The sequence below is a fragment of the Megalodesulfovibrio gigas DSM 1382 = ATCC 19364 genome (assembly GCF_000468495.1).
GTDB lineage: Bacteria > Desulfobacterota > Desulfovibrionia > Desulfovibrionales > Desulfovibrionaceae > Megalodesulfovibrio > Megalodesulfovibrio gigas.
This window is the reverse complement of record NC_022444.1, coordinates 49446-75865: the sequence shown is the minus strand read 5'-3', so window position 1 is coordinate 75865 and position 26420 is coordinate 49446. Positions and strand designations below refer to the sequence as shown.

Sequence of the window (26420 nt, the reverse complement as noted above, 5' to 3'; positions counted from 1 at the left end):
CAGCCAGGCTGTGCACGTGCAACGCAGGCCGCGCCCCTGGGAATCATGGGCTCGCCGGACGCCAGGGCTGGTGCGCCGTGCATTCAGATTTCTGACACTGCAACACCGAGTGCAACAAGAGTGTCTGGAATGTGACTTTTGCATGCAATCTGTTGCTCCTCTGTGATGTTGCAGAGTGATGCAGATGCAACGACGCAAGGGTTTTCGGGCTGGGCATATTATGCTATCCACCGACTATTACATGATAAAAGTTGATTTCTTGTGTGTGGACTGCGGTCCGCTTGCGTCTCGGATGGTGTCATAAAATCTTTTTATTTCAAGACGTTAAATGTAGTAACAATCGTGATTAATGTTATACAAAGTCTAGATTTACTGTAGAAACAAAAGTCGCATGAGCAGAATACGGTTATAGAGAACAGTTAGAGTGCGAACTAGAGCAGAACATCAGATTTGTGCTTGCCATTGTATTCAGGTCGCGGTATAAGCTGAATCGAAAGAAGCGCTGTATGTGCGGATGTGGATTCTGACAACTGACGAGATGCGGAAGGGGTGGCCCGAGACGCAGCGTGTCTATGATGCCTTGCAGTATGATGCGAGGTGGTTGCAGAAGGCGCGGGCGGAATGGGCGGGTGTTGAGATTGTGTGGCGGTCCCGGGTCTGGGGCTGCAAGGCAGCAACCGGAGAGCGACTATGGCGGCTGGTGGCAAGACGACATCGACGGAGCGGCTGCTGGACATCATCCGCGGCAAGGGCAAGGGCGAGGCGGAAGCGCGTCCTGCTGCGCCGCCATCGCGTGCGGCCCAGGCGGCTGGTTCGCCGGCCGACTCCCAGGCGGGTCCCCCGGCGGCGAAGGCCAAGGCCCCCGGCGGCCGGTTTGCCTCCCTGGCGTCCAGGGCCTCTGCGCCCGTTGGCAAGGGCAAGGGCAAGGGTGGCGGGGCGGTCAAGGGTGGCGGGGCTGGTCTGGTGCTGGGCGTGGATATTGGCCCGGACTGTCTGCGTCTGGCCAAGGTCAGTCAGTCTGGTGGCCGGTCGCGGCTGCTGGGTGTTTCGCGTGTGCCGTACACGGCCAACGAGCATCCTGAGTCCCCGGAGTTCGCCGGATTTCTGGCTGCGGAGCTGCGCAAGTTCGCAGGCAACACCAAGGGGGCGGACTGCTGGTCCCTCATTTCGTCCGCCAAGGCCGAGTTGTGGCATGTGCTCATCCCCAAGGTTTCCCGCGGTCAGATTCAGGAAGCGGTCTACTGGACCGTAAAGCGCGAAAAGCAGTTCGACGAGCGCGAGTTCCTGCTTGATTTTGAGGTGCAGGGCGAGGTGATGGACAAGGGGCAACCCAAGCTCTCCATCATGGTCTACCTTGCGCCGCGCAAGCAGGTGGAGGACCTCAAGGCCCTGTTCGCCAGGGCGGGGGTCAAGCTTGCCGGGGCCACCATCTCCCCCATTGGCATCCAGACACTCTTCCGCAGCCGCTGGATCTCCCCTGGCGTCAAGACCTATGCCCACCTGTATGTGGGGCGGAACTGGTCGCGCATCGACATTCTCATCGACGACAACATCGTGCTCTCCCGCGGCATCAAGGCCGGCACCAATTCCATGGTGGAAGCCTTGATGGAGAACTACAACATGATGGGCCGCGGCGGGTCCGACATTTCCATGCCGGGCGATTCCGTCATCAATCTGCAGTTGGATGACGATATGATGCTGGCGCCGTCAGCGCCGCCCAGGGCCCTGACAGTGGAGCAGGCCAAGGGCGTGTTGCGCGCCAAGCTCCTGGGGCAGGCCATGCCGCCCCACGAGGCCGGGGCCGAGATTTCCGAGCAGGATGTGCTGCGCATGATCCGCCCGGCAGTGGAACGGCTGGTGCGGCAGGTGGAGCGGACTTTCGAGTACCACACCACCACCATGGGCAAGGAGCGGGTGGAGAAGATTTTCTTCTCGGGCGAAATCTGCACCAACCAGCTGCTCATTGACTTCATCCAGTCGCAGTTGGGCATTGCCAATGCATTGCTGGACCCCCTGGCTCCCGGCGGGCAGGCCGGCATTGATGCCGCGGGAGGGCTGCCGGCAAGCGAGCGCCTGGATTACAACCTGGTGGTGGCGCTGGGCCTTTCCAGCAACGCCATTACGCCGAACCTGCTCTTCACCTACAAGGACAAGGAAAAGCAACGCCAGCTCCAACGGGTGGATCTGGTGGTCTTTATTGGGTTCCTTGCGGCTGTGGCCCTGCTTGGGGGCATCTTCTTCTGGCAGCAGACGGTCATCAGCAGCCGTCAGGCCGAGTTGCAGGTGCAGCAGGCGCGTCTGGCCAACTACGTGCCCCAGGCCACGGAAGGCGAGCTGCTCAACTGGGCCCGCAAGGTGAACGAAAAGAACAAGCAGCTCAAGCGGGCCGCGAAAATTTTTGAAAGCCTGTCCGTCTTCAAGGAGCTTTCCGAGCTGACACCGTCGGAAGTGCGCATTGTCTCCATGGACATGGAATACGGCGCCGATATCCAGACCGCCGTGCCCCAGACCAGCGGCAAGAGGCCAGCGAGCGCAAAGGCCCCCACCAGTCGCGTGTCCAGGCTGTTGATCCTCGATGGGGTGGTGCTCGGCAATCCGGAGAACTACGATCTGGTGCTCACCAGCTTCCTGATCCGGCTGGAGAATTCCAAGCTGTTCGGGTTGCCCATCATCCACAAGCGTTCCGTGGAAGAGTTCAGCACCTCCGGTCCGGTGCTTCGCTTCACGGTGCATATCAACATGGTGTGAGGTGAATCGCCATGGCTGATTTGAAATCTCTCGGCATTCCTCAGCAAAGCTTGGTGAAGATCGGCATTTACCTGGCAATCCTCCTGTTGGTGGCCTTTTTCGGCAACATGGAGTCCAGGAACAAGGTGGCCCGGCTGGATACGGAAATCTCCCGCGTGAAGAATGAAATCAGGAAGCAGGAAGCCCTGTACCCCGTATACACCAGGCTCAAGGCCGAGTTCGACCGCAAGGTGCTCAATGAGCTGGAACTGGTGCAGACCGTGCCCATGAAGCAGGACGAAGTGGACAAGGCCACGGACATGATCAACCGTATGGCCACCTTGTCCGGCATTGAAACCACCAGCATCCAGCCCGATCCAGGCTCCCTGGCCGAAGATCCCAACCAGCTGCTGGTGAACTGCGAATTTTCCGGGGATTATTTCAACTTTCGCGAATTCCTGAAACGGCTCGGGGCGGTGCCCTACGTCAAGCACATTCAGCAGATTGTGACGCAGGAAGCAGCGCGAGGCTTGCTCTACACCATGAAGGTCCGTCTGGCCGTGCTTTCCAGCAACGCCACGGCGGCACCGGCACCGGCCGCAGCCCAGCCGGCGAAGAAGCAATAATGACGGCGCAGAGCTCACCGGTTCAGAGCCACGCAAGGAAAGGTGCACGCCATGGCCAAACGTGAACAAATGATGCTGATTGCGGTCGGGATTCTCCTGGTCGGCTTCCTGGTCTATTCCCTGCTGGGAGAAGACAAGCCCGGTCCGGCAGAGGTGGCGATGACCAATGAGCAGTTGGACGCCATCAAGACCAAGGTGATGGCCGAAGCCCAGCAGGAAAAGTTCAGCGACATCGAACTGTACAAGCTGGAGCAGGCGGAAAGCCCCTGGACGAACAGCCCCTATTATGATCGCGTCCGGGACGCCGTGGAGCGCCAGGAACAGGTCAAGGGGGCGCAGCTTGTCTCGGCAGAGTCCTTGAAACTGCACTACACCGGCTTCGTGGCAATCGACGAAAATCTGTACGCCATCATCAACGGGCTCGAATACGAGACCGGCGAAGAAGTTGCGGACGCCCCGGGTGTGTTTTTGACAAACATCAAAGAGAACGAGGTGATCCTCGGCCAGCGCAATTCCACAGGTGACATTGTGGACCAGTATCTGCTGCCCCTGGCCGAAGACCCCCTCACCCTTTACTAAACGGGACAGGAACGCCTTATGAACACGCGCCTTATTCCACGCATGGTCCTGGCTGCGGCGATGCTGCTCGTCATTGCTGCTGCGGCAGGCTGCAAAACGCAGGAGCCGCAAAAGGATGCCTTCCTGGAAAAGTGGAAGGCCGCTGCCGAACAAGCACAGGGGCATTCCCCCACATACAAGGCGCCCAAGCCCACGGAACGGCGGCGCCCACAGCCCGTGGTGAACAGGGAAGAACGGCCACTGCCCTCCCGGCTCGTGTCCTTGCGCATGCACGAGGCAGACCTGGCCGCCGTGCTCAAGGCCCTTTCCCGCGCCGGCAACCAGAGCGTGATGCTCTCCCCGAACATCGCCGGCAAGGTGACCGTGAACATCGACAAGAAGCCCTGGGACCAGGTGTTCAGGGGCATCGTCACCACCAATGGCCTCACCTACCGCTGGGAAGGCGAGATCATCCGCGTGATGACCCTGGACGATGTGAAAAATGATGCGGAAATTCTGCAGGCCATTTCCACGGCGGAAAAGGAAAAGAAATTGCTGCACCAGATCCGCAGCGATATGCAGACGGAAGTGATTCCCATCCGGTACAACAACAAAATCACCATGTTGGGTGGCACCATCGCCCGTCTCGTGCTCAAGCGCGAATGCGCCAAGGACGAGGATGAAGTCAAAATCGAGCTGTATTCGTACGAGGCCAAGCGCGGCGCGACCGACGCCGAGGGCAAATCCAGCAGCCAAGAGCAAAGCTCGGACCTCGAAGGTTGCTTCGACGGCGACGTGGGCGTGGATTCCTCCACCAACGCCATCATCATCACTACCACGCCGGAAAAGATGGAGCGGGCCTTCGCCCTCATCGACAAGCTGGACCGGCCCCAGAAGCAGATCAGGATCCGCGCCAACATCGTCGAAACCTCCACCACCGTGGCCCGGGATCTTGGCATGCGGTACGGCTTCTGGATGCGCAACAACCGGGTGGACGGCTACCAGGATCTCTACGTCGTGCCCGGCGTGCAGAATGGCGAGCTGGAGGACGACGGCACGTACACGTTCACCAACCCCATGGGTATTGGCGTGGCCCCCACCGGCTACGGCATGAACTTCATGGAAAAAACCCTGACGAGTGGCGCCTCCATGGGCATGATTTTCGGGGTGCTGGGCGAAAACTTCCTGGAAGTGCAGCTCAATGCCCTGGCGGAGAACAATCTGGTCAAGATTCTCTCCAGCCCCTCCATTGTGACCATGGATAACGAGCTGGGAGTGCTTGAAAACGGCCAGCAGGTGCCGTACCCCGTGTCCACCGGGGATCAGGTGAATGTGGAATTCAAGGATGCCCTGCTGCAGCTGGCCATCCGGCCGCACATCATCGACGATCGCTACATGCGCATGGATATTCTGGTGACGCAGGACTCCGTGAACTTCAGCGATACCGTCTTCGGCTACCCCAGCATCGACAAGCGCAAGTCCGCGACTTCGCTGGTGGTGCAGAACAAGGAGACGGTGGTCATCTCCGGCCTGCAGCTCAAGCGGGAGATCAACAACGACTACGGCCTGCCCGGGGTAAAGGACGTGCCTGTCCTGGGTTGGCTGTTCAAGGGCGAAAGCAAGAGCGACGATGCTGCGGAAATCCTGGTCTTCCTCACGCCCACCATCCTTGCGGAATGGGCTCCGGGTGAGATTCAGAACACCATCAACGAGATTGACCGCAAGGTGCAGCAAAGCCAGGAATCCAAGGAATAGCGTCCACCCGATGCACGAGCGAGGCCGCGCCATGAGCTATCTGAATCTGCTGGAGCTGAAGGAAGAACCCTTCTCCAATTCGCCGGATCCGGAGTTCTTTTACGAATCTCCCCAGCATCTGGACTGTCTGCACCGGCTGGAGATTTCCGTGCGGCTCATGCGCGGCCTCAATGTGGTGCTGGGTGAGGTGGGGGCCGGCAAGAGCACCCTGTGTCGCCTGCTGCTCCGAAACCTGAACCGCGATGCGAACGTCTGTTCCCATCTGCTGCTGGACCCGCAGTTCGCCTCGGCCAGGGCCATGCTGGAAGTGCTGTACACCATGTTCCTGCGCGAGGATCCCCCGGCCGGGCTCTCGGAATGGCAGCTCAAAGAGGCGGTGAAGACCCAGCTGTTCAAGACCGCCGTGGACGACGGCAAGCTGGTGGTGCTCGTCATCGACGAGGGCCAGAAGATCTCGCATTCCAGCCTGGAAGTGCTGCGCGAACTGCTCAATTACGAAACCAACAACACCAAACTGCTGCAGATCGTCATCTTCGCACAGACGGAATTTGCGGAGATGATCCGCAGACATCCCAACGTGGCGGATCGCATCAACGAATACACCGTGCTTGGGCCGTTGTCCTTCTGGCAGACCCGGGCCATGATCCGTCATCGCATGGCCAAGGCCTGCGTCACCAAACACCAGCCGGAGCGCTTCACCATGCTGGGGTACCTGGCGGTGCATCGCCTCTCCGGCGGGCACCCGCGGCGCATTGTCCGCTTGTGCCACAAGGCCATGCTGGGCTGCATCCTGCGCAACAAAAAGAAGGCCGGCTGGGCCCTGGTGCATGCCAGCAATACGGATGTGACACGCCTGGCCCGGCGGTCGCGCCTGGGGCTGGTCGGCGGTCTGGTCGCGGCCAGTCTGATGCTGACGGTGGCCCTGGTTGCCGGCGTCATGCTCATCAGCGACAAGGCACCCCTCAACGCCGGCGCCGCCGGCGAGGCCGGTGAAAACCGTTCCACGCCGCACACCACACCGACGCAGCAGGAGGAACCTCGGGATCTGCTGCCACCGGCTGCGTATGACAGCCTGGCCGGCCATGGCGACGCAATCCGCATGCCCGTAGATTTTGCTGCCCGGCCCGACGAGGACGCGGAATTTCCGCCTGCCGTGCCGTCCGCCGTTCCATCCGCGGTCCCGCCAGTCAAGTCCCTCGCTGCCGCCGAATTCATCGAGCCGATCCAGCCTGCCCCCCAGCCGGAGGAGACTGCCCCGCCGGTGCTGGCCGAGTTGGACGCCGCAACGCCTCCGCCTCCGCCGGCCCTGGGCACCTACACCCTGGCCAAGCCCGTCTCCCTGGAGGCCCTGTTGCAGCTGGTGTACGGCGAAACCGGCGACGAGTTGCGCCAGCGCGTGCAGGCGCTTAATCCCGACCTGGCGCAGGACGCGATGCTGCCGGCCGGCGCGGCGGTGCAGCTGCCCGAATTCTCCCGCGGCGATGCCGTGGGGCCGAATGCGGCGTTTGTGGTCCAGATCACCCAGGATGAATCCTTTCAGATGATGGTGGATGTACTGCAGGGTCTCAAAGACCAGGGACTGGACGTGGCCCTTGCCGCGCAGCGCCTGGACGATTCCAGAAAGCTGTTCGCCATCCTGGAGGGGCACTCCTTCCAGACCGAACAGGCCGCCGCCCATGCCCTGCGCACCTTGCCGTCTCTCTTTCAGAACGGCGCCAAAGTGGTGCGGGACATGCACCGCAAGGGCGAGATCACCCTGGCCAGCTTCCGCAAGGAAACAGCAGCCATGGATGTGGCCGCCACGCCGCGCAACGCTGTCGAGGGGATTGCGCCGGCGCAGTAGAGCATTGTAATATTGAAAAAGGACACTGCGTGAGGGGAAACCTTTTGCAAAAGCTTCTCCCCTCTCGCGCTCTCCNCCTTTCTTCAGAAAGGTTTTCCCCCGAGAACTCCTTTCAACGAGAACTTGCCCGAGCAAAGGGTGCGCCGAGTGTGCGCGGGGGCGCTTGCCTCGCCATGGGGACTGGGGTAGTGGGGCAGGGATGGAGGCTTCTGCCGTGCGGGCAGGGCCGATGCACACACCAACCCGGCGAATGCGGCCAGACGGTCAGCGCAACGCAGGCTGCACGCCGGGCAACACGTGAGACGATACCGTGCCGCTGCTGGCGGCCCTTGGCATCACGACCCTTGCGGAGATCGCATGCGCGGCTCCGGCAGCAAAGGGCAAGATGGCGGGCGACGCCCTCCGTGAGGATACAACGACTATGGCCACCTTCACCTATCAGGCAGTCACGGATGCCGGCAGCACAGTTTCCGGGACACTGGAAGCGGAATCCGCAGACGAGGTCCGGCTGCTTCTCGCCCAGCGGGGTCTGCTGCCCTCGAAAGTCGTCAAGGGCGACGATGGCGCTTCGGGCAACTTCATGGCGAAGCTCAACAACCGCCTGTCCTCCGTCTCCGTGCCGGAGTTGATTCTGTTCACCAAGCAGTTCCGCACCATGTTCAATGCAGGCCTGTCCATCATCGCCTTGCTGGACGTGCTGGAACAGCAGACATCCAATTCCAAACTCAAGAATGCCGTGGTGGAAATCGGGCAGGACATCAAACAGGGCTCCTCCCTGTATAACGCCTTTGCCAAGCACCCCAGCATCTTCAATCACCTGTACTGCAGCATGCTGCGAGCCGGGGAAATTGCCGGGACATTGCCCGAGGTGCTGGATCGCCTCATCTACCTCATCGAGCATGAGCACAAGGTCACCAAGCAGATCAAGTCCGCACTCACGTATCCCATCATCGTCATTGTCATGCTGGTGGGTGCGTTTGTGTTCCTGCTGACTTTCGTTATCCCGGCCTTTGTCTCCACGTTCGAAAAGGCCAAGATCGAACTGCCGCTGCCGACGAAGATCTGTATCGTCTTGTACAAATTGCTGGACCAGTATTGGCTGATCATGGTGCTGGTGATCATTGCAAGCATTGTTGCTATTATTCTGTACCTGCGCACGGAAAGCGGCAAGCTGGTGCGCGACAGAATGCTGCTCAGGCTGCCCGTGGTGGGGCCGGTATTCAAGAAAGGCGCCATGGCCCGCTTTGCCTCCATCTTCTCCCTGCTGCAGTCCAGCGGCGTCTCGGTGCTGGAATCCGTGGGCATCATTTCCGATACCATCGGCAATGCGGCCATCTCCCTGGAGTTCGACAACCTCAGGGAAAAGCTGCAGGAAGGCCGGGGCATTTCCGGCCCGCTGCGCCAGTCCCGCAACTTCACGCCCATGATCATCAACATGATCGCCATCGGTGAGGAGACAGGGGAGCTCGACTCCATGATGCGGGAAATGGCCAAGCATTACGACTATGAAGTGGAGTACCAGGTGCAGCGCATGAGCGAGCTCATCGGGCCCATTCTCATCGTGTGCCTGGCTGGCGTGGTGGGCTTTTTCGCTGCCGCCGTCCTCTTCCCCATCTTCGACCTGACGAAAACGATCAAGTAGCGCATGGTGGCCACGGCTGGAACACGGGCCTTGCAAGGGGGAAGTCCACTGCGCAGGATGGGCTTCCCCCGCGAACCATCACCCCTCCCGGCAGCGCCTGCATGAAGCGACGCAATTTCCACATTCGTCTGACCATCACCGTGCCAGTGGTCTTCACCAGCCTGGCGCTGCTGGGCATGGTGCTGTGCTATCAGGTGACACTGTATTGCCTCACCACGCAGCGGCCGCCCCTGCCGTATCTGTTGGCCTGCGGTGCCGGCATGACCCTGCTGACCTTTTCCGCCGGGCTCCTCATTTCCCGGACCATCCTGCGGCCGGTGGAACAGTTCATCCGGGAGGCGGAACAGCTCCCGGCCGTGCTTGGCTTCGAGCAGGGCAAGGCCCTGGCGCGCGACGAGCTGACCCGTTACACGGCGGTGTTCAACCAGATCACAGACTTTTTGAGCAAGGTGGACGCCCGCGAGCATTTTCCCGAAATTATTGGTGAAAGCAAGGTGATGCGCGGCGTGCTGCGCCAGATTCTCAAGGTGGCCCCCGCAGATGCCACGGTGCTCATTACCGGCGAGTCCGGCACGGGCAAGGAGGTCATTGCTCAGGCCATCGTGCGGCACAGCAAGCGGCGCGACAAGCCGTTCATCGCCCTCAACTGCGCCGCCATTCCCCCCGGCCTGCTGGAAAGCGAGCTCTTTGGCCACGAAAAAGGCGCCTTTACCGGCGCCACGGCCATGAAGCGCGGCAAGTTTGAGCTGGCGGACACGGGCACGCTGTTTCTCGATGAAATCGGCGACATGCCCATGGAAACCCAGGCCAAGATCCTGCGCGCCCTGGAATCCGGCACCTGCGAGCACGTGGGCGGCACCAAAACCATCTACTTTGATGTGCGGCTTATCGCAGCCACCAACAAGGACTTTCACGACATGATCGAGAAGGGGCAGTTCCGCGAGGATCTGTTCCACCGTCTCAATGTCTTCCCCATCCACCTGCCCCCCTTGCGCAAACGCCGCGAGGACATTCCCCTGCTGGCCACATACTTTCTGGAAAAGTTCGCCCCAACCCTGCAGCTCTCCTCCGAAGCCATGCAGTTGCTGCTGGGCGGGCAGTGGCAGGGCAACGTGCGCGAGCTCCGGAATGCCATGGAACGCGCCGCCGTGCTGGCCGAGGAGGGGATGATTCTGCCCCGGCACCTGGCAGGGCATGTGGCGCAACAGGCCGTGGTGACGCAGGAGGATCTGGAACTCAACGAGGCCATCAATCTGGATGGCTATCTGGAGCAGGTGGAGCGCAAGCTCATCGTCTCCGCCCTGGCCAAGACCGGGGGCGTGCAGGCCAGGGCCGCCAGCCTCCTGGGCATCAAGGACAGAAGCCTCTGGCACCGCATCCGCAAGCTGGGGGTGGATGTGGACGCCATCAGGACGGCGCAGTAGCACATTTTACTTTTGAAAAAGGACATTGCGAGAGAGGAAACCTTTTTGCAAAAGGTTNCAGAAAGGTTGTCCCCCGAGAGTTCTTTTCAAAAACAACGTGCTCTAGCCGCGGTTGGCTTGCGGCTCCAGAAAATCCTGCAAATCCTTGAAGATGTAGTCCCGCAGGGCCTTGGCCCAGGGGCGGGGCGTCACGCCTGTGGCTGCGGTGAAGGCCGCCGTGGAGAGCACGGACCAAGCCGGCCGGGCAGCCTTGGTGGGGTAGCCGCTGGTGGGGATGGGCGACACCTTGCACGGCAGCCCGGTGAGGCGCACGGCTTCCGTGGCCAGTTCGCACCAGCTGGCCTCGCCGACATTCACCACATGGAACAGGCCGGAGGCGTCGGCGTCCAGCAATTGCACGGCATGCAGGGCCAGATCCACGGTGCAGGTGGGGGAGCCGATCTGGTCGTCCACCACATTCAGGGTATCCCGGGAGCGGCACAGATTCAGGATGGTGGTGATGAAGTTTTTCCGGCCGGGGCCAAACAGCCAGGCCGTGCGGCAGATGGTCCAGCCCGGGGGGTTCACGCTGCGGATGGCTTTTTCCCCGGCCAGCTTGGTGCGGCCGTACACGGAAACCGGCCCGGTGGGGGCGTCCACCTCGTAGGGCTCCTGGCCCTTGCCGTCGAACACGAAATCTGTGGAAAAATGGATAAGCTTGAAGCCCATGGAGGCAGAGAGGTGGGCCAGGTTCTCCGGCAGGGTCTTGTTCAGGCGGGCCGCTTCGTCGGGCTCGTCCTCGGCCTTGTCCACCTGGGTGTAGGCCACGGCGTTGAAGACCACGCCGGGGTTGACGGTCTCCAGGTATGCGGCGAGGGCCTCACGTGAGGTGAGAGCCACATCGTCGCGCCCCTGGGCCACGGCAGGGTGGCCGGCCTTGGCCAGGGCGTCCATGAGGGCCTGACCGAGCATCCCGGTCTTGCCGCCCAGCACCAGACAGGGACCGGATGGTCGGGCCGCTGCCGTCGTCTGCTCTTGGGTCATATTCTGCTCCCGTACCATTGTTGCATGAAGGCCAGATACGCTCCGCTGTGCACGCTGGCCACCCATTCCTCATTCTGGTTGTACCAGGTCTCCCAAAGGACTTACGGCGCGGTGAAGGTGTATTCCGGGGTGAAGCCCAGGGTGCGTTCGGCCAGGGAGTAATCCATGGCATAGCGGCGGTCGTGGCCGGGGCGGTCTTGCACGTAGGTGATGAGGGATTCCGGCTTGCCCAGCGCCGTGAGGATGGTCTTCACCACATCGATGTTGGTTTTTTCCGCATTGCCGCCAAAGTTGTAGGCCTCGCCCGGGGTGCCCTTGCGCAGGGCCAGATCCACGCCGCGGCAGTGGTCGCGCACGTAAATCCAGTCGCGCACGTTCTGGCCGTCGCCGTACACGGGCAGGGGCTGGTCGGCCTTGGCCTTGGTGATCATCAGGGGAATGAGCTTTTCGGGGAACTGGAACGGCCCGTAGTTGTTGGAACAACGGGTCACCACCACGGGGGTGTTGTACGTATGGAACCAGGCCCGGCACAACAGGTCGGCTGCCGCCTTGGAGGCAGAGTAGGGGCTGTTGGGCGCAAGGGGGGTGGCCTCGGTGAATTTGCCGTCCGGTCCCAGGGTGCCGTACACTTCGTCCGTGGAGACGTGGACGATGCGCTCCAGCTTCATGGCCCGGGCCACCTGGAGCAGGTTCTGCGCGCCCAGGATGTTGGTGGTCATGAAGGGAGTGGGATCGTTGATGGAGCGGTCCACGTGGGATTCCGCCGCAAAGTTCACGATGGCTTCAATGCGGTGCTCTTCCACCAAGCGCGTCACCAGTTCGGCGTCGGCAATATCCCCGTGGGCGAACACATACCGGCCATCGCCGTGCTTGACGCCATGGCGCTCTTCCAGAGGCGTGACGGAAAGCAGGTTGCCGGCGTAGGTGAGCTTGTCCAGGTTGACGACAACGCAGTCGGGGTCCGTCTCGAAGAGGTAGTACAGATAGTTGGCGCCGATGAAACCGCAACCGCCAGTCACGAGCAATCGCATGCTGCATCCTTGAAAAAGAGAAGGGTGAAAAGATGGTGCGGCTTGCTTCTACCCTGATGGCGCGCCAGGGTCAATAAAGAGCAGGGCTGCCAGGGGTGGATGTGTGGGCCTTGCAGCCCCCTTCTAAGGATATGGGGGACGTATGGCGGGGGGATGACAAAAAAATGTCGGGCAGATGGCAAAAAAGTGCTTGCCAAGCCGGGTCGAAATCCCTAAAGACACACGTGGGCGGTTAACTCAGCGGTTAGAGTGCCATCTTCACACGGTGGAAGTCCGGGGTTCAAATCCCCGACCGCCCACCACCGAGAGAATAAAGACCCCGGCAACACCTGCCGGGGTCTTTTCTTTTATCCTCCCCTGTCCCGCAGCATGATAGAAGTTGACGCTGCAGCAGCCCCGCGAACCACGACCACAGAACCGGACTGCCCGCGCCGGATTCCCTGCACGCGCACAAAATACGGATGCAGCGGCCGGTGCCTGCCGGCTCTCTCCGGCCCCCTGGTTACTGGAGGGCGGCGCTCTGGATTTAGGCTTGACTTTGCTCGCGAACTGCGAAAAATTGACGATGCGTACAGTTGTATATTGCATGTTGTTTCAGTTGGTTAACGGCATCGTCAACCGTGGGGGACAGGTTCACATGGCGCAGTCCAAAACTTCGGGCGTTCTGCAACGTGCCCTGCTGGTGTGTGTGGCGCTTCTCCTCTGCCTCGGGGGACCGGCTCTCGCCGCGGACGTGAAGCCCGGCCCCCTTCCAGATGACGTGCTGGCCGGGGTGCTGGAGCGCGGGTATGTTCGCTGCGGGGTGAACGACCTCCCCGGCTATGCGGAAGTGGCTGACGACGGGATGTGGCGGGGGTTCCAGGTGGATCTGTGCCGCGCCATTGCTGCCGCCGTGCTGGATGCGCCCGAGGCGGTGGAGTTCTCCCAGCTGTATACCGATGACCGGTTTTCGGCCCTGGAGGCAAATGAGGTGGACGTCATCCTCTCCAATGCCTCATGGACCTTGTCCCGGGAAACAGGCAGGGGAATTGCCTTCACCACCACGATGGAATACGACGGCCAGGGCTTTATGGCCTATGCAGACCTGGGGTTGAAGCGCCTCGCCGATGCCGCAGGGCGCAACCTTCGGGTGTGCGTTGTCTCTGCCACGACGACGGAAAACAATCTGCGCGACTACCTCACCCAGCATGACCTGGGGCTTGAGATGCGCTCCTTCGAGACCCATGACGCCCAATGGCGTGCCTTTCTTGACAATCTCTGCGATATCACCACGGGCGATCGGACATCCCTCTACATCAGCAGGGCCAGCCGCTCCCCCTCGCCCGCAAGTTTTGTGGTGCTGCCGGACATCATCTCCCGGGAGCCGTTAACACCGGTGGTGCGCAAGGGCGCGCCAACCTGGGAAAGTCTTGTGCGCTGGGTGATGCATTCTCTCGTGATTGCAGAAGAAAAAGGCATAACCAAGGCAAATGTCCTGGCGCAGGCCGCCACGGCCACGGATCCGGAACTCCGCAAACTCCTGGGTACCGCCGAACAGCCCGTCTTTTTCCCCGGGGTGGACGCCCGGTTCGCGCTGCGTGCCATTGCCGCCGTGGGCAACTACCACGAAATTTTTGACCGAAATCTTGGCAAATCCTCTCCCTTTGGCATGGATCGCGGCCTGAATGCCTTGTGGAAAGATGGCGGCCTGCTCTATGCGCCGCTGTTCCAATAATATTGCGTGGTGTGATGTCGGGGGTGCACCATCGCGGTTCCGTCTCCTGCCGCCCTGTTGTGGGTATCGCTCGACGTGTGACCATTTCTCTGGCCGCGCTGTTGGTGCTTGTTGTGCTGGCCAGTCTTGCCGTGGGGCTGATGCACCGAAGCTTTTGGGCGGAGGTGCAGCGTTTGGCCGGCCCCCTGGCTGAATCCAGCCAGGCTGTGGCGCGTCTGGACCGGGCATCCACCCCCCTGGTGAGCCAGATTAATGAGTTGGCCTCCTCTCCCTCCCAGTCCATGCGACGAACCCAGGAACGCCTGCTCCGCGATTCCATTTTGCTGTGCGATGAGGCTGCCAAGACACTGATGCATTCCGGTGTCGATCCCGCAACCATTGCCCAACTCGCCCAGGCGCGTGACAAGGTGGCACGCCTGGTGCTGCGGTTGGGCCGGTTGGTGCAGGAACATCTGGACACGACGGCAACGCGCAAGGAGTCGCTTCGGGCGTTGCTCGCCGACTCGTCCGTGGATATCGGTCCTGCTGGCGAGCCCGAGCCCGTTACTGGGAACATCCATGCCGTCTTATCCAGGCTGCAGTACGTGCTGGAGCTGGAAAATCCCCACGCCTTCAACACTGCAGCCAAAACCCTGCGCCGCACCGTGCAAGACTGGCCCAGGGATTTGCCCGGGACCAATGGGTTGGCAGCCCGCGTCCTCCAGGTGCTGGACCTGAGGGCGCAGGCGTTCCGCCAGGAAGAGGTCATTCGTGGGGCGTTGGCGCAGGGGCTGCGCGAGGCGAACAGGCTGCGCTTTCTCACAGCCCAACTGACCTATTCCCACACTGCCGCGGTACAGCAAGCCAAGGATCGCAGCTTGCACCAGTTGCAGCAGGTCGAGACGGCATCCATCCTGATGTCTGCGGTGGTGGCCAGCATCGTCCTTTCGGCATGGATATATATCCACTATGCCGTTGCCCGTCGTTTGAAGACCATGGCGGCGCGAGTGGAGGCCATGGAGTGTCAGGGGAAAGCGACGCTCCAGTTGCTGCTGCCGGAAACTCCTCATGATGAACTGGGCGTGCTTGCCTCGGCCCTGAACAACTATTCCACTGCCCTCCAGCAGCGGCAATCGGAACTTGAAACCGCAAAACAAAAAGTGGAAAGCTATGTAGCCATTGTGGACCAGCACGTCCTCACTGCACATATTGACGCAGACGGCTGCATCAGAAAATTTTCAAATGCGTTTTGTCAGTTGATGAAGTTACGCAACACAGAGATATACGGCAGACCTTTTGAAAGTATCCTGCACCAATCCTGCTCGCAGGAAGTGCTGCAAGAACTCCGTGCGGCCATGGCCCACGGCCGGGACTGGGCGGGAGAACTTGCCCTGACCGACAAGGATGGCGGACTGCATTGGCTGGAGGCCCGCGTCACCACCATTGATGATCCTTCCGGACTGCCCGCAAAATACTCGTTGATCGCCCAGGACATTACCGACCACAAACGCATTCAGGAACTTAGCATTACAGATTCCCTCACCGGCCTCTACAATCGCTTCCACCTGGATGCCGTGTTGGGCACTGAATTCGTCAGGGCGCAACGGTACGGTAACGAATTCTGTGTTATCCTTGGTGACATCGACCACTTCAAGCAGGTGAACGACCTTCACGGTCACCTGATCGGTGACGAGGTCTTGCGCCGCATCGCCCGCTTGTTCCGGCAGCATTGTCGTGCGGTGGATGCGGTCGGGCGCTGGGGAGGCGAGGAGTTCATGATTGTATGCATCCAGACACCCCTGGCCGGGGGCAGAAGCCTGGCGGAAAAACTGCGAGAGATGGTGGCGATAACGGATTTTCAGGAGCCGGGATCTCAGACGATGAGCTTCGGGGTGGCCAGTTCCCTCGGCAAGTCGTCCATCCAGGATCTGGTACGAACGGCGGACCAACTGCTCTACGCTTCCAAGCAAGCGGGCCGGAATCGTGTAACAAGCGAAGCATGAACTCGAGACGTACTGCACACCGAGGCGACACGGCATGCCCAGGCACGCAGGAAGGTACCGTGCGGATGTCGCGAATCCGTTCAGCCATCGGGACCGCCTGCTGAAGATGCAGTAACGCCGATGGCTTCCACTCCCTGACAAAGGCCGGGGCCGATTTCTTTCACCGACCAGCTGACAGGAGTTTTTATGAAATGCGGCTGCGAGTTGACTGCGCGTGTGAATTGGTGCTGTGCGATGTCTCTTCTCGTGTCCATCATGCTCCTGATGGCAACCCCTGTTCTGGCCGCTCCCGATACACCTGCGGTCATCACCGTGCGCGATACGGTGATGGCGCAGGATGTGGAAGCCATTGGCTTCAATGTTTCTTCCGTGACTGGCGGAACCAATCTGCTCACCAACAATTTCATTCGAGGTTCCGGCATGGAGCCTGCCGTCATGCGCTATCTGGTGCGTGTCGAGCGGGCTGGCGCTGGCTGGATTGAGTGGGATGCCAGCCTGGGCGGCGTACACATGTGGGACCAGGTGGCAACCAGCTTTGGCGATGGCGCCAGCGTGCGGTTGTATCGGATTGTGGATTCAAACAACCAGCCGCTCTCCTACAATGGGCATTCGGACCTGCATGATCCAACGGGCGCGCATCACGTGATTTTTCTGGGAGAAACCACTGTGCCCGCGGGGGGGTGGGTTTCCGAGGGGTCTGCTGCGGGCAGCGTGAACCGGGTGCGCTTGTCGAACAGTGCCATTCAGCTGGCATATGGCGACCATGCCATCATCACCGTCACCAAAAAGAGGCTGCTGCCCAGCGAGGTGAACAGCCGCCTGCATGAATGGTTTGATGACAATGTGAGTCTGTTGGGAAATGTTGGCTGGACAGATCTGGATATGGCACTGGTTTCCCACAATGGAACACTTCCCAGTAGCTTTACCGAACCGGGCGATACCTGCCTGCAGGTCAAGGTTCCCAGGGATGGGGCCAGAATAGGGCAATATATCTTCCATGGCTATGATGATGGCGAGGGGCAGTTCTATAGCCAGTTGAAGCCCGGCGCGACGTATCGGGCCGAGGTCTGGTTGCGGCAGGAAAATATTCCAAACGGCCAGGTACGCTTTCTGGCCACCGGGCCGTATGCCAGTCTTACCCAAAGCACCCCATGGACCGTGACCGGCACATGGAAGAAATTCACATACAACTTCACGGGGCCGGCATATCCTAACCCTGCCGACCGTCACGCGGCACTCGGCATAGAGGTTCCGAGTGGCTCAGGCACGGTATGGATCGATAATTTTATGGTGTACCGCTATGATGCGGACCATAACTACAAGCCGTTCACCCCCAAGAAAGAAACCTTCACAGAGCTCATGGGCTCCATGCCTGCCTCGGGACCAAAGCCTGCGGTCCGGTTTTATACCACCACGTACGCGGGCCATTCCCCGATGAAACGTCTGCTCTCGAATTATGCGAGCAGTCGCATTGACTATATTTACAATATCAACCCCGCCTCAGGGCAGTTTGTGACGGTTCCCCATGCGCTGAATTGGTCCCTGGCCACAGGTTCCAGCGCGCAAGACCGGGTTGTGCCGTATATCGTGCTGAGTGAAGAGTACACGGAGGTGGAATGGGCGCAGGTGGTGGAGTATCTCGGGGTTCCGTATGACCCTGCCTCCGATTCGCCAGCCTCGAAGCCGTGGGCGTATCTCCGGTATCAGCAACGCGGGGTGGGGACACCGTGGACGGATGAATTCCGCGAGATCGTCCTCGAACTCGGCAATGAGACCTGGCATCAGGGGGTTGGCGGATACGGCTGGGATGGGTTCGGCAGGCCCGGGTATGTCCATTTGGGCGGCACGGAGTACGGCCTGTTTGCGAATTACTATTTTACCCAGGGCGTCACGGGCAAATCATGGTGGACCACGTATAATCTCGCCCAGAAAATACGATTCTGCCTCAACGCCAATTACGACGGCTCAGAAACGGCCTATGGCGAGATGGCGGCGCAGCACGCGCCTTCTGTCACCTCGTATTTGGGACATGCCAATTACGTTGGCCCCAAATGGGAAACAGGCGACAGGCCGTTTGAAGTCTTTGATGACCATGGGGTGCAGGAAATGTTGGTGGGCGGGTATCTGACCATGTTCCCCCTGATGGAGCAGGTGGCAGAAACCCGGGACCTGTTGAAAGCCCGTGGCGCCGCCAACTATGAACTCGTGGCCTACGAGGGTGGCCCGAGCGGGTATTATGTTCCCGGCACGGAATCAGATGAATACAAAGTCCTCATCTCCGAACGTTATGGGAAATCATTGGCAAACGCCGTAAGCGCCTTGGATACCTGGCTGTACAGCAGCCTGAAGGGCTTTACGCATCAGGAGTACTACAGCTTCTATAGCGGCAACGGCTGGACTTCGCACACCATGCCCAGGGCCGGAGGATTCAGACGGCACACGGGATGGCTGGCGCTGATGATGCGCAATCTCTATGCGTCAGGCCGGGAGATGCTCGAAACGTCTTTCCAAAGTGTTCCCACCTACCGGCGCGAAGGCCAGGATGTCCCCCTCATGTCGGCCTATACGATACGGGACAACCAGAAATACTCGGTATTCGTTCTCTCGCGCAAGCTTGATGGCGAGCATGACAATGTCGATTTTGGTGATGGTGTCACCCCCGTCACGATCCGTTTGCCCTTCAACTCGTGTACGTCGGTGAAGCGCTATGCCCTGACGGCGCCAGACGGCTCTCCCGCCGATCCGCGGGATACCAATACGGAGGCCGCGAAGGTGGCAATCCGGGCTGTGTCCCTGAACCCGTCTGTCATTGCGCAGGGAGTCCTGACGATTAACGAAGAATCGGGGGGCGTGGCCGGAGGGATGCCGGGAGGAACCGCCTACCTGTACGTTTTTGAAAACACGAAATCGGGCAACTTTCCCATCGCCCCAATACAGCTCTTATTGCTTGGAAATTGACGGCAGCGCTGCGCTGCTGAACCAGGGAAGCCCCTGGGAGGTGAGCCGGCCCGTGGGCGACAAGCACCTGCAGGTGTTTGTCGCCCACTGATCCGAAGGACCAGCGCCACTGCTGATCATGGTGGTACGGGTGCACACTTGCAAGGCCCTGGCCGCATGTTTTTGCGCTACCATGCTGAAATCGCACAAAAAAAGGACGCCGTTGCCGACGTCCTTGTTCTTGTTGGTAGCGAGGGAGGGACTGCCTTCGGGTAGTGCCAAGCGCCTGAAAAAATTGAACCCAGAAATTTTTATCCACCTGTTTGTGCTTAAATTTATCCGACGATTTTTAGGTGGTGTCAAGATCAAAGGGAGCCCCGGCAGCAACAGCGGGCACCATGTGCTCCAGCCCTCGAATCGGTCGAGGCGGCGATTGAGCGGGGCACCAGGGTCAGGCCCGCAACGGGAAGCCCAGGGACTCCATGCGGTCAAGCAGCCGGCCCTGGTCGAGCCTGCCCCAAAAGAGTTCTTCGAAATGGGCAGATGGGCCAAGCACCACGCCGGCCAATGGGGCAGCTGCGGTTGCCGCTAGTCGCCCCAGGCACGCAATCGCCAGCCTTATCATCTTAGAATATATGTACTTCCAGGCTATGCCTCAGATTTGCCCTATAATCGATTCTGCCGCCGCCAAGGCCTGAGACCTGCCTTGCTTGGCTTTCGTCGATTCTAGGGCATTCTCGTGAGTCGGCTTTTTGGGGGGAGGCTGTGGCGGAGGTCTGCTCGGCAAGGTCGACAGCCCGGAAGTAGGAGACGCCAACATGCTGGAAGCGTGAGAAGTAGTGTCCACTAAGAGGGTGTAGCCGAATAATCAAATCTCACCGAACCGATGGAGCAGGATGGCGGCCAATGCGAGTCTGACCCAGGCGAGGGAACTGGCGGTGCTCTGTTCACAATCCTTGCTTAGCCTGCGGTAGCGTCCGAGCCAGCCAAATGTACGCTCAATGATCCAACGCCATTTAACAACCTTGAAACCCTTCGAGACAGGCGCATCCTGATTTCCCTCGAGCCAAACCTCTCGCGGTGCATCGCCACTGCGACGCACAATTTCCAATGTGCATCCTGTAGCCTCTTGCACAGTAAGTTCGCATCGCCCCGCGTAACCACCATCTGCCCATAAATGCTTGAGAGTCTCGTAGTGATTGCGTGCTGCCAGGATTACGTCCAAGGCTCCCTCCCGGTCTTGCGTATCCGCAGGTTGGATTCGGATGGCCAAGGGAAGTCCGGTCACGTCCGTGACGATATGCCGCTTTCGACCTTTGATCTTCTTGCCTGCATCGTATCCAGTGAGGCCCCCTTTTCCGTCGTCTTGACCGTCTGACTGTCGATCCTCCCAGCGCTCGGACTCGCGGAACGACCTGTCACTTGCCTCCACATCGTAAACAGTTCTTCGTATAAACGTTCCAGGATTCCCGAGTCGCGTAATCGTCTGAACACGCTCCAGACGGCGGTCCACACGGGAAAGTCCTTGGGGAGTTGTCGCCACTGACACCCCGTGCGGGCAACATAAAAAATGGCATTTAGGATATCTCGTGGCGCATGTACTGGCTTGCGGCCCCGCGGGTCTTTCACCTTCGCCAGGAGTGGCTCCAAGACTTCCCATTCTCGGTCGGTAAGACTTGAGGGATAGCTTGAGCTCGTTGGTTCGCGCCGATGTATATCCCGGTAGCGAGGAGGTGTCTGCGGCGCAGACACAGAAGGGGCCTTCTGTCGTTTCTTTCGGACAAACCCCATCTCCTTGAGAGCCTTACTGATCGTCGTTCCACTGACCCTCTTGTCTTGCGCCTCCAGCAGGCGCACCAATTCGACCATCGGCGTTCCTGGTTGGCGCAGAACCTGGTCACGCAGCAAAGCGTAGTCCTTCTCATCAAGCAAAGGCTTACGCCCTCGCCGCTTCACTTCTTTCTGCTGATTCCCCTGAGACATCGCGACCTCCATATGGATGGCTCCATTGTCGCATGCCTGATGGAAAAGTCAATTATTCGGCCACACCCTCTAAGGTCGTAGAGGGTCATGTCCCTGGACAGAGGGCCTGCCCCGCAGGTCCTTGCGGGGTAGGCAGACCAAGGGCTCAAGACGTTGCCAAAGCTCGTCGGAAATGTCGTGTCGGCTCATGCGGCGATTGTGCCATAAGAGCCGCCAATATATATAGATTTTTTAGAGACAGGCCCTAGTCAGTACAGCGGATAGATTTCCTTGGTCATTTTGGCGGGTTTGGCGGTGGATGGGTCGCTCCGTACACTGATTTTGTTGAAGTCTGGGGTTACGAAGGGCTCTTTTTCCAGTGTTCTCAGGGCGCCATAGATGTTTTCGGCGAAGATCATGTTACATTCCTGATTGGGGTGTTTGTCCAGCGGATGGAAGGTGTACTTTTCAAGCTCGTACTGGTCTTTGCGATAGTTGACTCCGCTGTAGCACCAGTTGAAGCGGTGCTTCATGAAAAAGGAGTGATATTTTTCTGAGTTGGTCAGACAGGCCACGAGCATTTTTGCCCCGTTCCGTTCACAAAGCTCCTTCATCCGCAGCAGTACGTGCTCGTTGGTTCCCCGAACGAATTTGCTGGAGAAGGATTTTCTGAACCTGAAGGCATTGACGGCATATTCCAAAAAAAGCAGCGGGCCAAAAAACTTCGACCCAAGTACCCGAATGTATGCTCTTGGGGAGTATTCCCGCAATTTTCGATTATTGAAAATGCAAACGGGAAACTTGATCGATGTAAAGAACAGATTGTTGTTGTGACATACAGAATACAATGTGTTTCTTTCTTCGATTTCCTCGAAATAGCCGACTACCACGAATTTGGGTTTGTCCGTAGCAATGGAGTCTTGCATAGTAAGAAAGACCTGATACATGGAGTATCCGGACACCCCGTAATTGTAGACCGTATAGTCTGGCAGGAGTTCTCCAACCAGCCAGGGGAAGGTTTCATGGTCGTGCAGGCAGTCGCCGAAAGTCATGGAACAGCCGTAAAACGATATAACCGGCGCCCCGGGGCTGGATGAATTTGGGGGGGCAGCCAGACGCCTGCCTAGGGAGTCGGTTTTTACGCGGAACTCCCTGGCTAGGGATAATTCCTCGCATGACCATTCAAAGCGGATGTCCAGGTTCGGGGCGTTTGAATAGCCGCGCCTTTCGTGCTCATCAAGGGTGTATGCAGCAGGTATTTCCGCTCCAAAAGCTTTGCGAGTTTTTTTAAAACAAAGTTCATACGGATTATTCTTGGCAAACAAAAAATGAAAGCCCCTCATCAACAGATAGGCGAATTGGAAAAGAAGCAAAAACAGCACTGCGAAAAGGGCGATTCCCGGACTTGACAGCCAGAGCGCGGCAAGCGCCGCCGGAAACAGCAAGTAGGCGGCTACGGTTGCGGCCACGCCGTAGTTGTCCCGAATCCGCCATGTAATTCCATGCGTTGGACTCAATAAATATATCTTGATTGGTCTGAGCAGCAACGCCTTGCATATGCAAAGCACCGCGTCCACCACGTTGTCGTGCCAAAAATCGTCCCCGTACAAAATGGCCACGGCGCTTGGCCTGACCTTGGCACAGGCCATTATAAGTCCCAGGTTGGTCTTGTTCAGTTTGCCGGAGAAGAAATATGAATTGCGAACCGCAGGCTCATTAACAAAAGTCCTGCCCTTGGGCAAAAGGTAGTGCAGTTCGTACTTCTCGGCCAATTTATCCAGACGATCGCCTAGGTTCGCTACATTGGTTTGCGAAGTCGAACAGATCACCAAGAGAGGCTTTTTATTCTTACCGGTGGGCATTCCCATCTTTTGCTCCTATGTTTTACAGGACAGCGCACGGACCGCTGCTAGCGTGTCCTTCTTCCAATAGCCAAAAAAAATCCTGGGTAATAGCGCTGTTCCGCCAAAGCCTTTCGGCCGGCTTCGGCCAGATATTTCTCCAGATCGAAAAGCTCCTGCCGGGATGAAAAGTCGGAGAATCTGTTTATTGAGGTAGAGACAAGTTCAACCCCGCACTCGTCAAATAAGCCGGCAACCTCTTCCAGGGTGTGGCAGGTCTCGTGCGGATGCAGCACCTGATCCAGAAACCAGCTTCTGGCCTGGACGACGTCTAAGTGGCGCGAATCCAGTTCCTTGTATTTTTCAAAAAGCTGCTCGACCGTCAGCCCTTCCGCCTTCAATTTGGTGAAATATTCCAGGAACGGCCGCCGGCCGTACGTATGATACAGGCCGATAGCCACGAATCCTTGCTCCTTGGCTAGGCCACACACCTTCCTCACCCCCATCCGGCAATCGTTAGTATGATGCAACACGCCTATGGAGAAGACGAAATCAAACAGCTCGGCGTTGACGTATTCGAACAGATCGGCAACCTGAAAACGAACATCAAGGCCAAGTTCCTTGGTTGTTTCCCGGGCACGATCGATAGCCACCGGATTGAAGTCCACGCCGGTCACCTGGGACTTGTAATAATACGCGATCACATTGGACAACCAACCCGGGCCGCAACCGATATCGGCGACCAGTGATTCGGGCGTAAGCAGCTCGACCAGGGGGGGGGCCAAGTAGGGCAGCGGGTCCTGGGCCAGGATGTTTTGAGCGGCGATTTTCGCAGATTGAGTGTAGTTGAAAGGCATTTGGATATAGAAATCCAAGACGTCTTTGTTGGAGTGCTGGGATAGTTTTACCATCTCTGTAACGCTCCGGAAATGTTTACACACAAGCACGGATTACGTGCAATTAGTCGCCCTTGAAAACACATAGCCAACCGAAATCAAGTAGGCCCAGCCGACCCGAAGCAGCGGTTTTGGCTATCTCAGAATAGGTGCAAATCTAGGCAAAATGACAAGCGAAAAGAATACCTCACCGTTTGAACCCAGAAGTGGTGCCAGTCGCCTGGACAGTTTCGCGGCGATGATAAGGTGGAGTCCGGAATGTCGTATTATGCCACGTCGCCTCTATTCTCTTCCTGGTGTGCCGTTTCCGGAGCTGCTAGGAAAGGGGCATCCTCAGAAATAGTCGACTTGGTTCACCGGAAATGACACCGTCCCATCCAACCACCCCCTGTCAGAATTGGTCCGCTCAGACCAAAACCCTCCCGCTTGCTTCCCTCATGTCTTTCCCGTAATCGTTTCGCATGTCAACCACCTTGACCATCCTCTCAGACAATCTGCCTGGCGACAAACTGCAATCCGAACATGGGTTTGCAGTGCATGTGCAGACGTCGTCTACCAGCGTGCTCTTTGACACGGGACAGGGAGCGGTGTTTTCTGCCAACGCTCGGTCTCTGGGCATTGATCTCGAAAGCCTTGACCTGCTGGTCCTCAGTCATGGCCACTACGACCACACCGGTAATGTGGCGCAGGTCTTGGCGTATAATCCAGGCATCCATGTCCATTGTCATCCCGCCGTGTTGCTGTCCCGGTATGGCGTGCGTCATGGCAAGGCGTTTCCCATAGGCATCCCAGACGCGAGCAGAGCGGCGCTCTTGTCCCTACCGGCAGACCAGCTCCACCGCAGCGCTCAATTTCATAGGCTGACGGAAGGCGTCTACTTTTCCGGCACTATCCCCAGGGTGACTTCATTTGAAGATACCGGCGGCAATTTCTTTCTTGATTCGACATTGTTTCATCAAGACACGTTGCATGATGACATGGCGCTGTACATTGTCCATGGAGATGCCTTGACCGTAGTGACAGGCTGCTGTCATTCCGGAATTGTCAACACGGTCACGCACGCCATGTCATGTTTCCCAAACGTGCGGCTGCATACTGTCCTTGGCGGACTGCATTTGCTCAATGCCTCTCAAGAACGCCTTGAACGGACCATTCACGCACTGGCGCAACTGAACCTAACTGCATTGGTTCTTTGTCATTGCACTGGAAGTGCGCAAGGCAATGCAGTCAAGCGTGCGTTGGGTGATATCGTCAGCCTTGGCCACACCGGATTGCAGCTGGATTTTACTGCATAAAAAGATGGCCTTCAAACGGCAGAAGCGGCTGCGCAATTCTGGACAGTTCTGCGAAGTGGAATCCGCATTGCAATCGCACAAAAAAAGGACGCCGTTGCCGACGTCCTTGTTCTTGTTGGTAGCGAGGGAGGGACTTGAACCCCCGACACTGCGGATATGAGCCGCATGCTCTGACCACCTGAGCTACCTCGCCATGCGCAGGGACAATTGCATGTCCCGCGAAGCACGTCTCTTTACGCCGGCCGCGGTCGGTTGGCAAGCGATTTTTTGGGGTGCCTGAAAATTTTTACGACGGCCAGAACAACAGCACCACCGGCGCCAGGGCCAGACGGTACCAGGCAAAGGGACGCAGGGTCATGGAGCCCAGCAGGCGGATGAAGCCCTTCACCGCCACCCAGGCCGCCACAAAGCTCACCGCAAAGCCCACGGCCAGGAACTGGAACCAGCCGGCGTCCAGGAACGACCAGCTCTTGAGCAGGTCATAGCCTGTGGCGGCAAACATGATGGGCACCGCGGCGATGAAGGAATACTGCGCCGCGGTCTTGCGGTCCGCTCCCAGCAGCATGGCCCCCATGATGGTGGCCGCAGCGCGGGAAAAGCCCGGCCACAGCGCCAGGCACTGGAACAGCCCCACGCCCAGGGCCAGCATGGGCGTCAGGTCGTCCAGGCTGCGGTAGCGTGTGCGCCGTGGCTGCGCCTCCACCAGCAGGATGGCCAGCGCCCCCACCCCCAGCGCCAGGGCCACCGTCCTGGGGCCGAACAAATGTTCCTTGATGAGGCCATGGGTCAGCAACCCCAGCACCACCGCGGGCAGACAGGTGAGGAACAGCAGCCACATGCCCCGCACCCCGCCGAAGGCCTGTCCCGGCTGCGGGGAGAACAGGCCGATGAACCGGTCGCGATACATCACGGCCACGGCCAGAATGGCCCCCAGTTGGATGATGACTTCGAATGTGTCCGCGCGCGGGCCGGTGTAGCCCAGCAGGTGCCCGGTGAGGATGAGGTGTCCGGTGGAGGAGACGGGCAAAAACTCCGTCAGCCCCTCCACAATGCCCAGGACCAGGGCGGTGAAAAACGTCTCCATGCGCCGGCATCCTTCATGGTTCGGTGTTACAGTGGGGAACGGGACGAACCCCTCCTAGCGCAGGCCTGTCGATCTGACAA

At 59.0% G+C, this 26420-nt stretch carries 16 protein-coding genes, 2 tRNA genes and 1 pseudogene; 12 read left to right on the top strand and 7 right to left on the bottom strand.

Going from position 1 to position 26420, the window contains the following annotated elements; genetic code table 11:
• The first annotated feature begins 690 nt into the window (after positions 1 to 690).
• The 7 genes from DGI_RS00345 to DGI_RS00315 all read left to right on the top strand — a co-directional run bounded on the left by DGI_RS00345 (position 691) and on the right by DGI_RS00315 (position 10575).
• Complete coding sequence (locus tag DGI_RS00345; RefSeq protein ID WP_021758577.1) at positions 691 to 2748, top strand: type IV pilus biogenesis protein PilM; 2058 nt, start codon at positions 691 to 693, stop codon at positions 2746 to 2748.
• Between the two features lie 11 nt (positions 2749 to 2759).
• Positions 2760 to 3353, top strand: coding sequence for a type 4a pilus biogenesis protein PilO (gene pilO, locus DGI_RS00340; RefSeq protein ID WP_144284068.1), 594 nt, complete (start codon positions 2760 to 2762; stop codon positions 3351 to 3353).
• A 51-nt stretch (positions 3354 to 3404) separates the two neighbouring features.
• Complete coding sequence (locus DGI_RS00335) at positions 3405 to 3932, top strand: hypothetical protein (protein WP_021758573.1); 528 nt, start codon at positions 3405 to 3407, stop codon at positions 3930 to 3932.
• A gap of 18 nt (positions 3933 to 3950) precedes the next feature.
• The gene (locus DGI_RS00330; RefSeq protein WP_027193277.1) at positions 3951 to 5666 is read left to right on the top strand and encodes a secretin N-terminal domain-containing protein; all 1716 of its coding nucleotides are present in this window, start codon (positions 3951 to 3953) and stop codon (positions 5664 to 5666) included.
• 10 nt (positions 5667 to 5676) lie between these two features.
• Positions 5677 to 7509, top strand: a complete 1833-nt coding sequence (locus DGI_RS16700; protein WP_158407265.1) for an ExeA family protein — start codon at positions 5677 to 5679, stop codon at positions 7507 to 7509.
• A 421-nt stretch (positions 7510 to 7930) separates the two neighbouring features.
• Entirely contained in the window at positions 7931 to 9151 is a 1221-nt protein-coding gene (locus tag DGI_RS00320) for a type II secretion system F family protein (protein WP_021758567.1), read from the top strand.
• A gap of 101 nt (positions 9152 to 9252) precedes the next feature.
• A complete protein-coding gene (locus DGI_RS00315; protein ID WP_021758565.1) occupies positions 9253 to 10575 on the top strand; it encodes a sigma-54 interaction domain-containing protein in 1323 nt (440 codons plus the stop codon).
• A gap of 102 nt (positions 10576 to 10677) precedes the next feature.
• On the opposite strand, the gene rfbD is transcribed toward DGI_RS00315, so the two are convergent.
• Positions 10678 to 11598 carry a dTDP-4-dehydrorhamnose reductase gene (rfbD, locus tag DGI_RS00310; RefSeq protein ID WP_021758563.1) on the bottom strand — a complete coding sequence of 307 codons (921 nt, stop codon included), beginning with the start codon at positions 11596 to 11598 and terminating at the stop codon, positions 10678 to 10680.
• Positions 11595 to 12629 (bottom strand): annotated as a pseudogene (gene rfbB, locus DGI_RS00305) (dTDP-glucose 4,6-dehydratase). Before rfbB ends, rfbD begins: the two are co-directional and overlap by 4 nt.
• 226 nt (positions 12630 to 12855) lie before the next feature.
• Here rfbB and DGI_RS00300 point away from each other — a divergent pair.
• The 4 genes from DGI_RS00300 to DGI_RS16690 all read left to right on the top strand — a co-directional run bounded on the left by DGI_RS00300 (position 12856) and on the right by DGI_RS16690 (position 19283).
• Positions 12856 to 12931, top strand: a tRNA-Val gene (locus tag DGI_RS00300).
• A 335-nt stretch (positions 12932 to 13266) separates the two neighbouring features.
• Positions 13267 to 14343 carry an amino acid ABC transporter substrate-binding protein gene (locus DGI_RS00295; RefSeq protein WP_021758560.1) on the top strand — a complete coding sequence of 359 codons (1077 nt, stop codon included), beginning with the start codon at positions 13267 to 13269 and terminating at the stop codon, positions 14341 to 14343.
• Between the two features lie 77 nt (positions 14344 to 14420).
• Complete coding sequence (locus DGI_RS16695) at positions 14421 to 16325, top strand: GGDEF domain-containing protein (protein WP_158407264.1); 1905 nt, start codon at positions 14421 to 14423, stop codon at positions 16323 to 16325.
• Positions 16326 to 16511: 186 nt separating this feature from the next.
• On the top strand, positions 16512 to 19283 hold the full coding sequence (locus DGI_RS16690) for a carbohydrate binding domain-containing protein (protein ID WP_027193282.1): 2772 nt from the start codon (positions 16512 to 16514) through the stop codon (positions 19281 to 19283).
• An 847-nt stretch (positions 19284 to 20130) separates the two neighbouring features.
• Here the strand turns inward: DGI_RS16690 and DGI_RS17660 are convergent.
• From DGI_RS17660 to DGI_RS00270, 3 genes are all read right to left on the bottom strand, one after another.
• Positions 20131 to 20978, bottom strand: a protein-coding gene (locus tag DGI_RS17660) for an IS5 family transposase (protein ID WP_144284226.1) whose coding sequence is annotated in 2 segments (ribosomal slippage) — positions 20131 to 20618 and positions 20618 to 20978 — 849 coding nt in all. Because the reading frame shifts where the segments join, the coding sequence is not laid out codon by codon here.
• A 515-nt stretch (positions 20979 to 21493) separates the two neighbouring features.
• Positions 21494 to 23092, bottom strand: coding sequence for a hypothetical protein (locus tag DGI_RS00275; RefSeq protein ID WP_027193284.1), 1599 nt, complete (start codon positions 23090 to 23092; stop codon positions 21494 to 21496).
• 41 nt (positions 23093 to 23133) lie between these two features.
• Positions 23134 to 23976, bottom strand: coding sequence for a class I SAM-dependent methyltransferase (locus DGI_RS00270; protein WP_027193285.1), 843 nt, complete (start codon positions 23974 to 23976; stop codon positions 23134 to 23136).
• A gap of 446 nt (positions 23977 to 24422) precedes the next feature.
• Here DGI_RS00270 and DGI_RS17655 point away from each other — a divergent pair, with 446 nt between their 5' ends.
• Positions 24423 to 25256, top strand: coding sequence for an MBL fold metallo-hydrolase (locus DGI_RS17655; RefSeq protein ID WP_081696932.1), 834 nt, complete (start codon positions 24423 to 24425; stop codon positions 25254 to 25256).
• 116 nt (positions 25257 to 25372) lie between these two features.
• Here the strand turns inward: DGI_RS17655 and DGI_RS00260 are convergent.
• Together DGI_RS00260 and DGI_RS00255 are read right to left on the bottom strand one after the other, a co-directional pair.
• Positions 25373 to 25449, bottom strand: a tRNA-Met gene (locus tag DGI_RS00260).
• A 93-nt stretch (positions 25450 to 25542) separates the two neighbouring features.
• Positions 25543 to 26340, bottom strand: a complete 798-nt coding sequence (locus DGI_RS00255) for an undecaprenyl-diphosphate phosphatase (protein WP_021758550.1) — start codon at positions 26338 to 26340, stop codon at positions 25543 to 25545.
• Between the last annotated feature and the right edge of the window lie 80 nt (positions 26341 to 26420).

What these genes read in the sequence shown, in the direction of transcription:
- DGI_RS00275 (WP_027193284.1), bottom strand. Translation starts at nt 23,092, where the DNA reads ATGGGAATGCCCACCGGTAAGAATAAAAAGCCTCTCTTGGTGATCTGT.
- DGI_RS16700 (WP_158407265.1), top strand. Translation starts at nt 5,677, where the DNA reads ATGCACGAGCGAGGCCGCGCCATGAGCTATCTGAATCTGCTGGAGCTG.
- DGI_RS00255 (WP_021758550.1), bottom strand. Translation starts at nt 26,340, where the DNA reads ATGGAGACGTTTTTCACCGCCCTGGTCCTGGGCATTGTGGAGGGGCTG.
- DGI_RS00345 (WP_021758577.1), top strand. Translation starts at nt 691, where the DNA reads ATGGCGGCTGGTGGCAAGACGACATCGACGGAGCGGCTGCTGGACATC.
- DGI_RS00330 (WP_027193277.1), top strand. Translation starts at nt 3,951, where the DNA reads ATGAACACGCGCCTTATTCCACGCATGGTCCTGGCTGCGGCGATGCTG.
- DGI_RS16690 (WP_027193282.1), top strand. Translation starts at nt 16,512, where the DNA reads ATGAAATGCGGCTGCGAGTTGACTGCGCGTGTGAATTGGTGCTGTGCG.
- pilO (WP_144284068.1), top strand. Translation starts at nt 2,760, where the DNA reads ATGGCTGATTTGAAATCTCTCGGCATTCCTCAGCAAAGCTTGGTGAAG.
- DGI_RS17655 (WP_081696932.1), top strand. Translation starts at nt 24,423, where the DNA reads ATGTCAACCACCTTGACCATCCTCTCAGACAATCTGCCTGGCGACAAA.
- DGI_RS00335 (WP_021758573.1), top strand. Translation starts at nt 3,405, where the DNA reads ATGGCCAAACGTGAACAAATGATGCTGATTGCGGTCGGGATTCTCCTG.
- DGI_RS00270 (WP_027193285.1), bottom strand. Translation starts at nt 23,976, where the DNA reads ATGGTAAAACTATCCCAGCACTCCAACAAAGACGTCTTGGATTTCTAT.
- rfbD (WP_021758563.1), bottom strand. Translation starts at nt 11,598, where the DNA reads ATGACCCAAGAGCAGACGACGGCAGCGGCCCGACCATCCGGTCCCTGT.
- DGI_RS00295 (WP_021758560.1), top strand. Translation starts at nt 13,267, where the DNA reads ATGGCGCAGTCCAAAACTTCGGGCGTTCTGCAACGTGCCCTGCTGGTG.
- DGI_RS00320 (WP_021758567.1), top strand. Translation starts at nt 7,931, where the DNA reads ATGGCCACCTTCACCTATCAGGCAGTCACGGATGCCGGCAGCACAGTT.
- DGI_RS00315 (WP_021758565.1), top strand. Translation starts at nt 9,253, where the DNA reads ATGAAGCGACGCAATTTCCACATTCGTCTGACCATCACCGTGCCAGTG.